At 56.8% G+C, this 14491-nt stretch carries 10 protein-coding genes; all 10 read left to right on the top strand.

Annotated features, from left to right (window positions below):
- Positions 1-118: 118 nt before the first annotated feature.
- Complete coding sequence (queA, locus tag GXP52_06045) at positions 119-1162, top strand: tRNA preQ1(34) S-adenosylmethionine ribosyltransferase-isomerase QueA (protein ID NOY86844.1); 1044 nt, start codon at positions 119-121, stop codon at positions 1160-1162.
- 705 nt (positions 1163-1867) lie between these two features.
- On the top strand, positions 1868-2968 hold the full coding sequence (gene tgt, locus GXP52_06040; protein NOY86843.1) for a tRNA guanosine(34) transglycosylase Tgt: 1101 nt from the start codon (positions 1868-1870) through the stop codon (positions 2966-2968).
- 234 nt (positions 2969-3202) lie between these two features.
- On the top strand, positions 3203-3538 hold the full coding sequence (gene yajC / locus GXP52_06035) for a preprotein translocase subunit YajC (GenBank protein ID NOY86842.1): 336 nt from the start codon (positions 3203-3205) through the stop codon (positions 3536-3538).
- 31 nt (positions 3539-3569) lie between these two features.
- Positions 3570-5144 (top strand): protein translocase subunit SecD, encoded by a 1575-nt coding sequence (gene secD / locus GXP52_06030; GenBank protein ID NOY86841.1) that lies wholly within the window; start codon positions 3570-3572, stop codon positions 5142-5144.
- A gap of 79 nt (positions 5145-5223) precedes the next feature.
- Positions 5224-6135, top strand: a complete 912-nt coding sequence (gene secF / locus GXP52_06025; protein NOY86840.1) for a protein translocase subunit SecF — start codon at positions 5224-5226, stop codon at positions 6133-6135.
- Between the two features lie 3 nt (positions 6136-6138).
- Positions 6139-7878: a single-stranded-DNA-specific exonuclease RecJ gene (gene recJ / locus GXP52_06020; GenBank protein ID NOY86839.1), complete on the top strand. Its 1740-nt coding sequence runs from the start codon at positions 6139-6141 to the stop codon at positions 7876-7878.
- Entirely contained in the window at positions 7871-8866 is a 996-nt protein-coding gene (locus GXP52_06015; protein NOY86838.1) for a DUF4931 domain-containing protein, read from the top strand. The genes recJ and GXP52_06015 overlap by 8 nt, the downstream gene beginning before the upstream one ends.
- 375 nt (positions 8867-9241) lie before the next feature.
- Complete coding sequence (locus tag GXP52_06010) at positions 9242-11773, top strand: NTP transferase domain-containing protein (GenBank protein ID NOY86837.1); 2532 nt, start codon at positions 9242-9244, stop codon at positions 11771-11773.
- Positions 11770-12072: a septum formation initiator family protein gene (locus tag GXP52_06005; protein NOY86836.1), complete on the top strand. Its 303-nt coding sequence runs from the start codon at positions 11770-11772 to the stop codon at positions 12070-12072. The genes GXP52_06010 and GXP52_06005 overlap by 4 nt, the downstream gene beginning before the upstream one ends.
- On the top strand, positions 12069-14183 hold the full coding sequence (locus GXP52_06000) for a diguanylate cyclase (protein NOY86835.1): 2115 nt from the start codon (positions 12069-12071) through the stop codon (positions 14181-14183). Before GXP52_06005 ends, GXP52_06000 begins: the two co-directional genes overlap by 4 nt.
- The last annotated feature ends 308 nt before the right edge of the window (positions 14184-14491 follow it).

The raw sequence follows: 14491 nt of genomic DNA, 5'->3' as shown, positions 1-14491 counted from the left end.
CCTGATTCCAGGTTTTACTTTGCGGCCCTCTGCGTTACAGGTTTTCTCTGGACTCTGGACTCCCTGTCCGCCGTAGCTCGCAGAGCGAAGGTGGATGGACTCTGGACTATAACTTATGATGACTCTCGATGATTTCGACTACCTTCTGCCGCCGGATCTGATTGCCCAGTTTCCGGCCCCCGCCCGTGACCGATCCCGGCTCATGGTGTTGGAGAGGTCCAGCGGCGCTGTAAAACACGCCAGGTTTTCCGATTTCCCCGGCCTGCTTGGGGAAGGAGACCTTCTCGTCCTCAACGATACCAGGGTCTTTCCGGCCCGGCTTATGGCCCGTCGGGACACGGGCGGCATGGTGGAGATCTTTCTGCTGAATTATCCGGCCGGAGCGTCCGAAGTGAGGTGTATGGCCAAGCCGGCAAGGAAGGTCAGGGAGGGTGAATCCCTCACCCTCGAGGACGGTTCCCGGATCGTGGTACGGCGGGACGGTGACAATCTGTGGGTGAGGATGGCCTCGGCCGGGGATCTTTCCTCCGTTCTGGAAAGGGTCGGACGGGTTCCGCTTCCCCCCTACATCCAGCGGGAGAACCGGGACCTTGATCGGATGGATATGGAGCGCTATCAGACGGTCTTCGCCAGGCATCCCGGCGCTGTTGCGGCCCCTACCGCGGGGCTCCACTTTGACGCCAGGGCCCTGGCGGGGATGGAAAGCCGTGGAGTAAAGATCAGGTACCTGACCCTTCACGTTGGTCCCGGCACCTTCCGCCCGGTGCGAACAAAGGACATCAGGGATCACCGCATGGACACCGAGTGGTTCAATATCCCGGAGGCCACGGCCGAAGCCGTCAATACCGCGAAGGGACGGGGAGAACGGGTGATCGCAGTTGGGACCACCGTCGTGAGGACGCTGGAGTCGTCCGTGTCCCGGGGGAGGGCGCTTCCGGGGGAGGGTACAACGGACCTCTTTATCTATCCCGGGAAAAACGGGCCCGGGGGACGTTTCGGGATTGTGGACGCCCTGCTGACCAACTTTCATCTTCCCCGGTCCACCCTGCTGATGCTGGTCTGCGCTTTCGCGGGGACCGAACATACCATTGCCGCCTACGGGGAGGCGGTCCGGGAGGGCTATCGGTTTTACAGCTACGGGGACGCCATGTTTATAGTGTAGAGAACAATGTGGAAAAATCTTGTCTCACGCAAAGCCGCAAAGCTTGCGAAGGAAGATCAAGAGCTAATTTAACACGGTGCAGCCGCTGGTAGGCTGCTCCACGGGGTTTTAGGTGAGGGTTTCACAGAGAGATTCAAAAGCCTTAACGCAGAGTTACGCAGAGGCGGCCAGCTGCGGCCGCGTCGCAGAGAGCCGCAGAGTAAAACGCATCCCCTCACCCAAGTTGCTGTTGATCCTTGTTAACCGGGATGAAAGTGAACTTTGATCCCGGCTGCAAGGATAACCAGCCGATTTCAAAGAAATCCCGCTCATGGGAAGGAGCGGTTGGATGAGGGGAATCAGACTGAACTGGTTTTCTTTGCGAGTTTTGCGCCTTTCCTGTCCGCCATAGCTTTAGTGACGGCGGAAGTGAGTCACGTTTTCTGGTATAACGAGCGGACGCGAGACAGATTTCGGGTTTTCTCTGCGGCCCTTCGCGACAGTACCTGGGAGAGGTGCCCCCTGTGTAACTCTGCGTTACAGCTTTTCCTAAAGCCACCTGCATGGATGTTCAGGTTGATTTGAATTAACCCTGTGGGGTGACCTGAAAGTGGTCACGCTGTGGTAAAAGTTTAGGTTCTTCTTGGCGTCCTTGGCGTCTTGAGTGAGTTGCGCCGAGGGCGTGACGAACGGGCGTGAGAAATTCAAAAATTTGGAGTCGAACCAATGAACTTCACCCTTGAGAAAACCGACCCCACCGGCGCCAGAGCCGGTATCCTGACCACGGCCCACGGGGTGGTGGAGACGCCGGTATTCATGCCGGTGGGGACCTACGGGGTGGTGAAGACTTTGACCCCGGATGAGTTGAAAGGGGCAGGCACCCAGATTCTCCTGTCCAATACCTATCACCTGTATCTACGCCCCGGGGCTGACCTGGTGCGTGCAATGGGCGGTCTTCATGGTTTTATTTCATGGGACAGGCCCATCCTCACCGACAGCGGAGGGTTCCAGGTTATGAGCCTGTCGGAGCTGTCGAAGATCGATGAGGAGGGCGTGATGTTCCGGTCCCACCTGGACGGCAGCAGCCATCTGCTGACGCCGGAAGGAGCTGTCAAGATCCAGGAAGATCTGGGCACGGATATCGCCATGTGCCTCGACGATGTGCTTTCCTTTTCGGATGATCGGTCCGCAGTGGAGAGCGCCATGAAACGGACCCTGAGATGGGCGGGCCGTTGCCTGAAAGCCCGTTCCGGTTCAGAAATGGCGCTTTTCGGCATCGTTCAGGGTGGGATTTTCGAGGACCTCCGCCTGGATTGCGCCGAGGTCCTGGTCGGGAAAGGGTTTGACGGCTATGCTGTTGGAGGACTTGCCCTGGGGGAGCCTCGGGACATGACCTGGAACATGGTGGAAGTTACCACCGCGGTACTTCCGGAGGACCGGCCCCGTTACCTTATGGGGATGGGCACCCCGAGGGACCTGTTTGAGGGTATCGGGAGGGGGATTGACATGTTCGACTGTGTGATCCCCACCCGCAACGGGCGCAACGGCACCCTTTTTACCGGTGAGGGGAAGCTTTCCATTAAAACCGCCGCCATGAAGGACGACTCCCGTCCCCCGGACCCATCATGCGGATGCTACACCTGCCGCAACTTCTCCAGGGCCTACCTCAGGCACCTGTACGTCACCGGGGAAATGTTAGCTTTTAGGTTGAATACTATCCACAATTTAAGCTATTATCACAGGCTTGTTTCGGGAGCCCGAAAAGCCATCCTCGCCGGCACCTTTCAATCCTATAGGAGCACTGTGGAAGATGGATGGGGAAAATAGTCCAGAGTCCATCCACCTTCGCTCTGCGAGCTATGGCGGACAGGGAGTCCAGGGTTCAGAGGAAGAGCAGACGCGGGGACACGGGAAGCAAAGCGAAGTCATTGCGAGGAGCATTAGGGTAACGAAGTGTTACCTATGTCCTGAGCTAAAAGTGTTACCCATGTCCTGACTGCACCTTATCCCTTTGAACCCTTGAACCTTGAACCTTGAACTGATTTTGTAAAGGAGGAAGACATGTTTACATCAACTGCCTACGCGGCCGGGCCGACGGCCGGCGCCTCAGGGGGCCTTGGGGCGTTTCTGCCCCTGATCGTTCTTTTCGGTATCTTCTATTTCCTGCTCATCAGACCGCAGCAGAAGAAATCCAAGGAGCATCAGGCGACACTGGACGCCCTTAAGCCCAACGACACCGTCATTACCAATGGAGGTGTCTTCGGAACGGTGATCAAGATCGACGGTAATGTGGTGACCATCCAGTGTTCCGACAGGGTGAGGCTCAAGGTCATCAAGAAGGCCATTTCATCCAAGGTTGACCCCGAAACCATGAGGGGAACGGATGCTAACGGATAATGGCCTTTTGGCCTAAAAACCGGGAGGAAAGATGCGCGGTAAAGTTCGAAACAAATTGCTTGTCATCGCCGCTGTTATAATTGTGGGCCTGGTGGCCGTTGTCCCATCCCTGACCTCGAACCTGCCCGGCTGGTGGAAGAAAATTCTTCCCTCCAAGTCGGTGCAGCTTGGACTGGACCTGAAGGGCGGAATGGAACTCCTGCTCGAGGTCGAGACGGATGACGCGGTCACCAATGCCCTGTCGCGAATGGCCAGTGATCTCAAGACCTCTTTCAAGGAGAAAAAAATCCGCTACAACCGGGTTGAGACCACGGGGCCGAACAAGCTTATCGTGGAGGTCCGTAGGGACAAATACCGGGATAGGGCCATGTCGGTCATCACCAAGGATTATCCGGAGGTGACATCCACCGAGGAGTCCGAAACGCGCCTCGTGGTCAGCTTCCCTGAAGCGGAGGTTACACGTCTGAAGGACAACGCCGTCGTTCAGGCGTTGGAGACTATCAGAAGCCGGGTTGACGAGTTCGGCGTAAGCGAACCCACCATTATCAAACAGGGCGTGGACCGCATCCTTATTCAGCTGCCGGGTGTCAAGGATCCCCAGAGGGCCATCCAGCTGATCAAGAGGACGGCCGTCCTGAAGTTCATGCTGGTCAAGGAGGGCGCGACGGTGGACAACCCGCCACGCGGCACTGTGGTGCTGTATGGCAGCCATTATGATCCGGCCACCGGCAGAACCACCAGATCGTCATACGTAGTGGAAAACCGGGTCCTTCTGACGGGAGATACCATCAAGGACGCGCGGGTACGGTACGATTCCCAATACGGCCGTGCTTATGTGGCCCTGACCTTTGACGGGGTCGGGGCAAGGATCTTCGAGCAGGTGACCGGCGAACACGTCAAGGAACGGCTCGCCATCGTTCTTGACGACAACGTCTACTCGGCCCCCGTCATCCAGGAGAGGATCTCAGGCGGGCAGGCTCAAATCACGGGCAGCTTTACACCCGCAGAGGCCTCCGACCTTGCCATCGTCCTGCGCGCCGGCTCCCTGCCTGCGCCGGTCAAGATTCTCCAGAAATGGACTGTAAGCCCCAGCCTGGGGAGTGACTCCATCCACAAGGGCCTGTACTCCATTGCCTTCGGGTTCCTGTTGGTCATCGCTTTCATGGTGTTCTACTATGGGTTATCCGGTGTGGTTGCCGACATGGCTCTTGTCCTCAACCTTCTGATCATCATGGCCGCTTTGGCGCTCATTCAGGCCACCCTCACCCTGCCTGGAATAGCCGGCATAGTCCTTACGATCGGTATGGCCGTGGACGCCAATGTGCTCATCTTCGAGCGTATCCGTGAGGAGCTGCGTATGGGCAAGACCATCAGGGCCGCCATCGACGGCGGCTTCGGGAAGGCTTTCCTGACTATCGTGGATGCCAATATTACGACCCTTATAGCGGCCGTGGTTCTGTTCCAGTTCGGGACAGGGCAGGTGAAGGGGTTTGCGGTGACACTTTCCATCGGTGTCCTGGCGAGCATGTTTACCGCCATCTTTGTGAGCAGGGCCATTTTTGAGGCCTATATGGAGAAGAGAACGGTAGAGAAGCTCAGCATCTGACAGGGTCCAGGACTTCGCAAAAAGCCATGCATGGACCTTTTACGACCCTATAAAATTTGATTAAGAAAGGAACCGCAGAATGGAGTTTATAAGGCCTGATATTAATCTCGATTTCGTCGGCTGGAGGCGCCGGGCGATTACCGTCTCCCTTGTGCTGATCCTGCTGGGGGTCGCCTCCCTTGTCATGAAAGGGGGGCCAAGGTTTGGGATAGATTTTGTGGGGGGTACCCTTGCCCAGATAAAGTTCAAACAGATGCCTGATATCGGGAAGATCAGGGGCGCTCTGGCCGAGAAGGGGATGGGATTGGCCATTATCCAGTCCCTTGGAGCCGACAAGGTCGCCATCAGGGTTAAGAGCACGGCCGGCGAGGAGGAGAACGTTTCCAATACAATCGGCGGTATTCTGGCCAAAAAGTTCGGCAAGGACAACGTCTCAGTCGAACTGGTGGAGATGGTCGGTCCGCAGGTCGGCGCGGACATGAGGAGAAAGGGTATGTTATCCATCCTCTATGCCATGGCCGGTATCCTGGTATATATCACCATCAGGTTCCAGTTCCGTTTCGCATTGGGGGCCATAATCGCGTTGATCCATGACGTCATGATTACAATCGGTGTCTTCAGCGTTATGGATAAGGAGTTCACCCTGCCCGTTATTGCCGCCCTGCTCACCATTATCGGTTACTCGCTCAACGACACCATCGTCGTCTACGACAGAATTCGGGAAAACATGAGGAAATCGCCCAAGGACGAGCTCTCCGGGGTCATCAACGCAAGCATCAACCAGACCCTCAGCCGGACTATTCTCACATCCGGGACCACCTTCCTTGTTCTCATCTGCCTGTTTTTCCTCGGAGGCGAGGTTATTCATGACTTTTCCTTCGCCCTTCTCATAGGCGTTGTCGTAGGTACCTACTCGTCCATTTTTATCGCCAGCCCGATCCTTCTTTTGGGACAAGGGGCCAAGGTGGCGCCGGCAGGCAAGAGGAAGTAGAAGGTGTTTGAGGGAAAAAAATGGGTCCTCAGGTCGCAGGACACGGAAAGAGCCGGCGAACTTGCCGAGGCTCTGGACACGATCCCTCTTGTGGGGCAGATCCTCCTTAACAGGGGCCTGGGGAACCGTGATGATGCCCTTCAATTCCTCAACAGCCATCTGGGGGACCTGACCGATCCCTTTCTGATCAATGACATGGATCGCGCTGTAGAAAGAATCATTACCGCCCTTCAGAACGATGAGAAGATCCTCATCTATGGGGATTACGATGTGGATGGCGTCACCGCCACATCTCTCCTTCTCCTTTTTCTTCGCGACCTAGGGTTCTCCGCCTATTACTACATCCCCAACAGGGTCCACGAGGGTTATGGCATCAACGTGGAGAGCATCAGAAGGTTCCATCGGGAGGGAATAAGCCTCATCATCACCGTGGACTGCGGCATCTCCTCCGTTAAAGAGATATCCCTCGCGAAATCTTTGGGACTCGGCGTTGTAGTCACGGATCACCATGAACCACCGGCAGAGCTTCCCGATGCCGACGCCCTGATCAATTCACTCCTGGAAAATCGTTCCTTCCCCTACAAGTTCCTTTCCGGTGTCGGCATGGCCTTTTACCTCCTGGCCGGGATCAGGAAAGGCCTGAGGGAAAACGGATTTTTCAAGGACAGGCCGGAGCCGGCGCTTCTGGACTACCTGGACCTTGTGGCTGTGGGCACCATTGCCGATATTGTTCCTCTCACCGGACTGAACAGGATACTGGTTCGCGCGGGCCTCGAACAGATCAATATCAAACCCAGGCTGGGGATTAGGACCCTTCTGTCGGTTTGCGGTATTCCCCTCGGTCAGGTTGATTCCACCGCGGTGGCCTACAGGTTGGCCCCCAAGATCAATGCGGCGGGGCGGCTGTCGGACGCCTCCGCCGGGGTTCGTCTCCTCACCACCGAAAGCGCTCCGGATGCCGAGAGGCTGGCGGGATATCTGGACATTGAGAATGTGGAAAGACAGAGGATTGAGGCGAGAATCTTCAACGAGGCGGTGGACAAAATCACATCCATGGGGCTCGATGATGGCCGGCGCAGCATCGTTCTCTATTCACCCGACTGGCATCCGGGGGTGGTGGGTATCGTCGCTTCCCGTCTCATGGAGAAGTATTACCGTCCAACAGTGCTCCTTTGCATGGAGGATGGTATATGTAAAGGATCCGCCCGGGGGATTCCCAGCTTCCATCTTTACCAGGGCTTGACCAGCTGCAAGGACCTCCTCATGGAGTACGGAGGGCATAAATATGCCGCAGGGATCAGGATGGCCGAGGACAAGATCGACCTGTTCCAGGAGCGATTCGAACAGGTGGTTCGGGATACGGTTCCGGACGAGGGTTTTATCCCTGTCATGACTCTTGACGCTGCGGCCACGCTGGCCGACATGAACCTCCGGGAAGTGGAAAAATTCCAGGCCCTCTCGCCCTTCGGGGCGGGGAATCCCGAACCGGTCATCCTCTTTTCCGATGTGAGGATCGTCAACCCCAGGATCGTTGGAGGAAGCCATCTCAGTTTTGTGGTGAGCCAGAATGGAAATTCCATCGAGGCTATCGCCTTTCGACAGGCCCACGAGCTGGACAGTCTCGGGGAGAGTATGGATCTGGCGGTGGTTCCCGAAGTCCAGACCTGGCGGGGGACGGAAAAGGTCAAACTCCGGGTCAAAGGGATGCGGAGGCACACAGGCCCCATCAGCAGCGATGGCTGAACTGCGGTTTGACCCCATAACCAGGAAGTGGATGGTCATCGCGGCTGACCGTGGGGCCCGGCCGTCCGACTATCCCGGGAGTGGATCCGGGACCGACGGGGGCGGCCCGTGTCCTTTCTGCCGGGGGAACGAATCGATGACCCCGCCGGAGGTAATGGCCGTCAGGGACCCGGGTACCGCCCCGGATACTCCCGGCTGGACGATTCGCGTGATACCCAACAAGTATCCGGCTTTTTCACCGGCCCTGCCCTTTCATCCTGTTTCAGAGGGGTTATACGATTTTTCTCCGGCCTTCGGCATCCACGAGATCGTGGTGGAGGCCCCCGAGGATGACCTCCAGATGGCTGACATGGACCTTCCCCGTATCGGAAATATCCTGGCGGTCTACCGCAGCCGTTTGAATGCCATGAGAGAGACGGGGAAGTTCGCTGCGGTCCTTGTCTTCAGAAATTACGGAGAGGCTGCCGGGGCCAGCCTCTCTCATCCCCATTCCCAGATTGTGGCAATCCCTGTTTTACCCAGCCTCGCAGCTACCGAGATTGAAAGTTTCCGCGCCCATCTTCATGGGACGGACCGGTGTCTGATGTGCGACCTGATCTCCCAGGAGATCGGGAAGGGGGAGAGGGTCATTATTCACCGGGACGGGTACCTCGCTTATGTCCCTTTCCCATCAGGATTTCCATACCAGATTCGTATTGTGCCAACGGATCACAGGGAGAATTTCCAGGATTCGAACGACGAGGATCTGGCGGGTTTTGCTTCCATCCTGAAGGAGGCCCTGACAAGGTTGAGAAAGGGGTTGAATGATCCGCCATACAACTTCATTCTTCACACCGCGCCCTTCCTTCCTGAAAGTCCATACCATTGGTACCTGGATGTGACTCCACGGATCACCACCACCGCCGGATTCGAGTGGGGAACAGGATTTTCCATCAACACTGTAACCCCCGAGGACGCCGCAGCGGCCCTAAGAAACGCCAGCCCGTAAGTGAACGCAGTCCAGAGGCTAAAGTCCAGAGTCCAGAGGGAGAGCAGACGCGGGGACGCGTCGGCGTAGGGGAGTAAAGGCGCATGGGCGTATCGAAGTGTCCTAGAACCTAGATCCAAGATCCTGGACCCTGTTTTGAGGACCTCAGACCCCAGATCCTGGACACTGATTGCTCTACTCTGGACCCTGGACTTTGGACTCTGGACTCCCCCCTTCCTTCCGCCGGCGCTCCCTTCCTTGACCAAACATGGTATCCTGTTATAAAATAAGCAAATTTCACAAAAGTCATCAACGCGCCCACTGATGGGCGCTCAAATCGAAGATTTGTGAGGAAAGTGAAAATGACACTTTTCGCTTTCCGTGGAGTAAAAAGCCATGAAAGGACTTTTTGCGACTCCATCAATGGGTATGAAGGCTGTAGTCATGGCGGGGGGGTACGGTACCAGGCTCAGGCCGCTTACCGTAAAACTTTCCAAACCCATGATACCCATAGCCAACCGTCCCATGTTGGAGCATATCGTTCTGCTCCTTAAAAGCCATGGGTTTGATGACATTATCATGCTCACCTATTTTTTTCCCGAGGCCATCGGAGAATATTTTGGTGATGGATCCCGGTTCGGGGTGAAGATCACCTACCGTCAGGACCCACCGGGGGGCCTGGGAACCGCGGGCGCCGTGGGAAGTGTCAGGGATCTCCTGGACGACCCGTTCCTGGTTATCAGCGGTGATGTAATCACCGATTTCAATCTAACGGAAGCCATGGAATTTCACCGGGGCAGGGAAGATCCTGCCACCATGGTGCTGACCCGGGTCAACAACCCTCTCCCCTTCGGGGTGGTGATAACGGATGATAATTCCAGGGTCGTCCGTTTCATGGAAAAGCCGTCGTGGGGGGAGGTGTTCAGCGATACCATCAACACCGGGATTTACATCATGGATCCTGAGGTCCTGGAGATGATTCCCCGGAGTGGTCAAAGCGATTTTTCCGAAGATATTTTCCCGGCACTCCTCGACGAAGGGAACCCTCCCGGAGCCTATGTCGCCGAGGGCTACTGGAAGGATGTGGGAAACACGGTGGAGTACCTCCAGATCCACAGGGAAATCGTTGCGGGGAACATCATCCTTGATCTGCCGGGCCGACTGACGAACGTGGATAATGCCACCCTGTTCGTGGGGGAAGGGTGCGTCGTAAGCGAAGGGGCCAGGCTGTCCGGGATGGTGGTGCTCGGGGCCGGGGCCGTTGTCGAGGAGGGCGCCAAAGTCAGGGATTCCTTCATTGGGCCGAATTGCAGGATCGGTTCGGGTGTCCGAATGCGCTCCACTGTGATGTGGGACGGCGCAAGAGTTGAGACGGGCGCATTTGTCGCGGGCAGCGTCATCGGGGCCAGAACGCAGGTCAGGCAGAGGGCCAACATCGAGGAAGGCGCCGTCGTCAGTGAGGACTGCATCATCGGTCGTGGGAGCATCGTCCGGGCCGGTGTCCGTATCTGGCCGGATAAGGTGGTCGAGGATGAGGCGGTCCTGTCGACCCACTTTATATGGGGGACGCGCTGGAGGGGAACCCTTTTTACTTCGGGGGTCATAAAGGGGCTGTCCAACAAGGAGATAACGCCGGAGTTTTCAGCGCGTCTCGGCGCGGCCTTCGGCGCCACCCTCCCGGAACACTCAGTCGTATCCATTTCCCAAGGGGTACATCGGGTTTCCCGGATGATCAGCGAGGCCCTCACTTCCGGCGTCCTCTCGGTGGGTGTCGATATCCACGATTACGGCGTTGTGCCGATACCTGTGGCCCGCCATCAGTTGCGCGGCCAGGGGGAGGTCGGCGGTTTCCACGTACGAAGATCCCCGTCGGATCCGGAGGTTCTTGAGATCCGGCTTTTCAGGGAGGGAGGCCGGGAACTGACCACCTCCGAGCGAAACGAGGTCGACAGGCTTTTTTTCCGGATGGATTTCAGGAGGGCGAGCCTTGAAAATTCCGGGACCATGTCATTTCCCTATTATGGCACAGAGGCGTACGAGAAAAGCTACCTGGAGGCCCTTGATATCGAGTTGCTCTCGAAAACCCGCCTACGTATGGTAATCGATTACTCCTTCGGAAGCACACTGACGGTCCTTCCATCCCTCCTGGGTAAAGCCAGGGTGGATGTGATCTCCCTCAATGCCCACCTCGACGAGGAAAGGGCATCCCGCACTACTGCCGAGTTCGACCGGGCCATGCGGCACATCTCTGAAATTGTCAAGGGTCTTAGAGCCGACCTTGGGGCCGTGATCAGCTCCAGCGGGGAAAGCCTGTTCCTCATAGATGAGAAAGGCCGCTGGATCGATGGGGGCAAAATGCTCCAGGTAATGACGCTGCTGGCTTTCACAACCCGGAAAGGCTGCGCCATTGCTGTGCCGGTGAGCGTAAGCGGGAATATGGAATGGATCGCCGAAAAGTTCGAGGGCAGAGTCATCAGGACCCCCATCCTGTCGGCGGCCGTCCTGGACGCCGCCATGACGGGGGATGCGTTCATGGCCGGAAACGGGGAGGGAGGCATCGCCTTTCCCTGGTTCCATCCATCGTTCGATGCCATGTTCTGCCTCGGGAAATTCGCGGAGATGCTTGCGGCATCCGGCGCCACCTTGGGGGATCTTGTCGACTCCCTGCCTGAGGCCTACCTCTCCCACAGCATCGTCCCGTGTCCATGGGAGGCCAAAGGCCAGGTAATGAGACATCTTATCGAAAGGCTGGGGGAGGACTCGAAGGGAATTGAGGGGATAAGGTTCGTGGAAAACGGGGGGTGGGTACTCATCTATCCCAGTTCCAATCATGCCTGCTTCCATATTTACGCCGAGAGTGCTACCAAGGACAATGTGAGTGAGCTGTTGAGAAGGTGGTCCAGAGAGGTCGAGGAGATACAGCGATGAGGAATAAGAAGGCAGGCATATTGATTGCCTTCGTCCTGGCGGCTTTCGTTTCCTTCAGCTTTGTGGGCGAGCGCGGTTTTCTGCGGATCTACCGGATGGTCCAGCGCCGTGACGGCCTTCGGAGCCGGGTTAAGACCCTTGAGCGGAAAAATATCGGTCTGGCCGGGGAGATTGAGCTGCTCAGGTCCGATCCGGCAACTATCGAGGGTCTGGCAAGGACCAAGCTGGGGTTGGTTCGTCCGGGTGAGGTCGTCTTCGTATTTCCCGACGAGGAAAAGTCGGAGGAAAGGCTGAAGTGACCACCGCATCAAGATGGCCTTCTCCAACCGTTGTCCTGCGTCCTCTTATCCTCCTGTTTTTCGGATACCTCATTTTTCCCGCTCCCGCCGACGGAGTCACCTGGCTGCCGCTGCACGTGGTGCTGTATGGGTTTGCTGTCGGCCTGGTAGTGGCTGAAATCCGCCACAGGATTTCCCTGAAGGCCCTCAGTGCCTCGCTTTCCCTGAATCTTGTCCTCTGCGCCATGGCCGGTCTTGTGGTGAAAATGTTCTTTGAAACCATCCCCACCATTCCGCTGATCTTCTTCGTAGGTTTCCCCCTGTCACTCTTTTCAAGGAATTTCCATTTTGTGTGGGTCCCCATTGCCGCGCTTGGGGCCGTGACCGTCGAGAGGACCCTGTTCCTTGGGGACAATAGCCTGCTTCCATGGGCAGGGGGGTTTGCCCTGTTTGGCGTGGTGGCCGGGGGTATCATCTCCAGGGGGGTGGCGAGATACGGCAGACTGCGGCATGAGTACGATCAACTGGTGAGCAACGCCAGGGACATTACCGAGAGGATAAGGATGGAGGGCGAGTTCGGTCTGGGCGACCTTGCCAGGAGAGAGGAGATGGCCGTATCCGCCGCATTGGAGGAGGAGAGACTCCTCCAGCGGCTTGTGGAGGTCGGGTGCCGTCTTTTCGGGGCCAGATCAGGTATTTTCCTCGTTCCCGATGGACCGGAGATCTTCCGGATCAAAGCGGCCGCCGTCTCAAAGAGGTATTCCAAATCTATGATCGGGGACACTATTCCCGGTGATAAGGGGATCATCAACCTTGCGAGGCGGCGGCCTGACCTGACCTTTATTAATGCGGACGCAAAGCCGGGAAGAGATTCAATCCCTTTCTACAGGGCGGACCTTCCGGTGAGGTCCATTCTGCTTCGGGTCGTGCCCCGGAATTGGCATCAGGAGAAACCCGGCGCCCTGGACCAGATTCAATGTGCCGTGTATTTCGACAGTGATGAGCCGAACATGTTCGTTCTGGATGATGCTACCCAAAAGCGTCTGGATGTCTTTACCGAGCTGGTTTCGCGGGCCATGGAGATCGGCGCTCTTCTCTACCGGGTTACCGATAACATGACCACCAGAGAGGCCATTTCCTTTTATGCCCGCGAACTTACCAGGACGATGGACGCCGGGGAAATTGCGGAGAAAGCCATCGACTCCCTGTTAAAGATACTCCCAAAATGCGACGGGGCGGCTTTTCTGGTCAACGACGGTGTAGCGAAAATTGTACACACTGCAGGGGATATTATGGAGGGTATGAAAGGAGAGACAATCCGGCGGCAGGAATCGAGCCAGATCGGTCTCCTCATACGCAACGGCAACGAGATCATCTTCGACCGGAAACGCCGGAAGCCGTCGCCTTTCTTCTATCCCAAAGAAGACCTCGGAAACGTCATATCTTTTGCGGCCATTCCCTGTGTAATGAGCCAGGACCGGGGCGGCAAGCTTTTGGCGGCTCTGGTGGGTGTCTCCACCAGTGAGGGGGTGTTTACTCCAGCTCTCAATGATCTTCGGGTCATCGCCGATATTACGGCCCAGGCCCTCGACAACGCCAACACCCATCGAAAGGTTGAACGGATGTCCAGGGTGGACGGCCTCACGGGGCTCTACAATCACCGGACGCTGCAGAAGGTCCTGGACGAGCGGATCGAGAAGCTGGGGCGCGATTACTCGAGTTCCCTGGCTTTTTTGATGGTGGATGTGGATTTTTTCAAACAGGTGAACGACACTTACGGACATCCCGTGGGTGATGAGGTTTTAAAGGAGCTGTCCAGGAGGCTCGAGGACGGGGTCCGTGGGCTTGACCCTGTGGCCCGATACGGCGGTGAGGAGTTCGCCGTTCTTCTGGACAACGTGGATGTCAGGGAGGCCCATAACGTTGCGGAAAAGCTGATAAAATCGGTGGAGGCCAGGGATTTTGCCACCACGGCCGGTCCACTTTCAGTAACGATCAGCATCGGTCTGGCCCTGCTTCACAGGGGAGAGGGGCTGAGTAAACAGGAATTTATTGACAGGGCGGACAGGGCGCTTTACCGGGCCAAGAAGGAGGGCCGGAACCGGGTGGTCGGGTTTCAGGAGATGGGGTAAAGAACGTTCAACGTCCAACGTCCAACGTCCAGAGTCCAGTGTCGCGGAGTCAAGAGTCCAGAGTCCAGCGTCCAGCGTCCAGAGTCCAGAGGGGGAGAGCAGCTTTTTAACACAGGACTTTAAAGGTTTCCTCCGTGTCTCCAGTGAGTCGTGCCATCGGCATTACGAACGGGTGGTAAAACAACGTGCTCTCTGGCGGTGAGCAATTCTTTAATCTTTCTTCTGGAGTTTGGTAGTTTGATGGTTTGGCAGTAGAGGAGTGTCGAAGTGCTCTGGACTCTGGACTCTGGACTCTGGACTGAAACAAT

Source organism: Deltaproteobacteria bacterium, assembly GCA_013151915.1.
Classification (GTDB): domain Bacteria; phylum BMS3Abin14; class BMS3Abin14; order BMS3Abin14; family BMS3Abin14; genus BMS3ABIN14.
The sequence above is the reverse complement of the archived record's forward strand: the minus strand, read 5'-3'. Positions and strand labels throughout refer to the sequence as shown.

What these genes read in the sequence shown, in the direction of transcription:
- secD (NOY86841.1), top strand. Translation starts at nt 3,570, where the DNA reads ATGCGCGGTAAAGTTCGAAACAAATTGCTTGTCATCGCCGCTGTTATA.
- GXP52_06005 (NOY86836.1), top strand. Translation starts at nt 11,770, where the DNA reads ATGAGGAATAAGAAGGCAGGCATATTGATTGCCTTCGTCCTGGCGGCT.
- GXP52_06010 (NOY86837.1), top strand. Translation starts at nt 9,242, where the DNA reads ATGAAAGGACTTTTTGCGACTCCATCAATGGGTATGAAGGCTGTAGTC.
- yajC (NOY86842.1), top strand. Translation starts at nt 3,203, where the DNA reads ATGTTTACATCAACTGCCTACGCGGCCGGGCCGACGGCCGGCGCCTCA.
- GXP52_06015 (NOY86838.1), top strand. Translation starts at nt 7,871, where the DNA reads ATGGCTGAACTGCGGTTTGACCCCATAACCAGGAAGTGGATGGTCATC.
- secF (NOY86840.1), top strand. Translation starts at nt 5,224, where the DNA reads ATGGAGTTTATAAGGCCTGATATTAATCTCGATTTCGTCGGCTGGAGG.
- tgt (NOY86843.1), top strand. Translation starts at nt 1,868, where the DNA reads ATGAACTTCACCCTTGAGAAAACCGACCCCACCGGCGCCAGAGCCGGT.
- queA (NOY86844.1), top strand. Translation starts at nt 119, where the DNA reads ATGACTCTCGATGATTTCGACTACCTTCTGCCGCCGGATCTGATTGCC.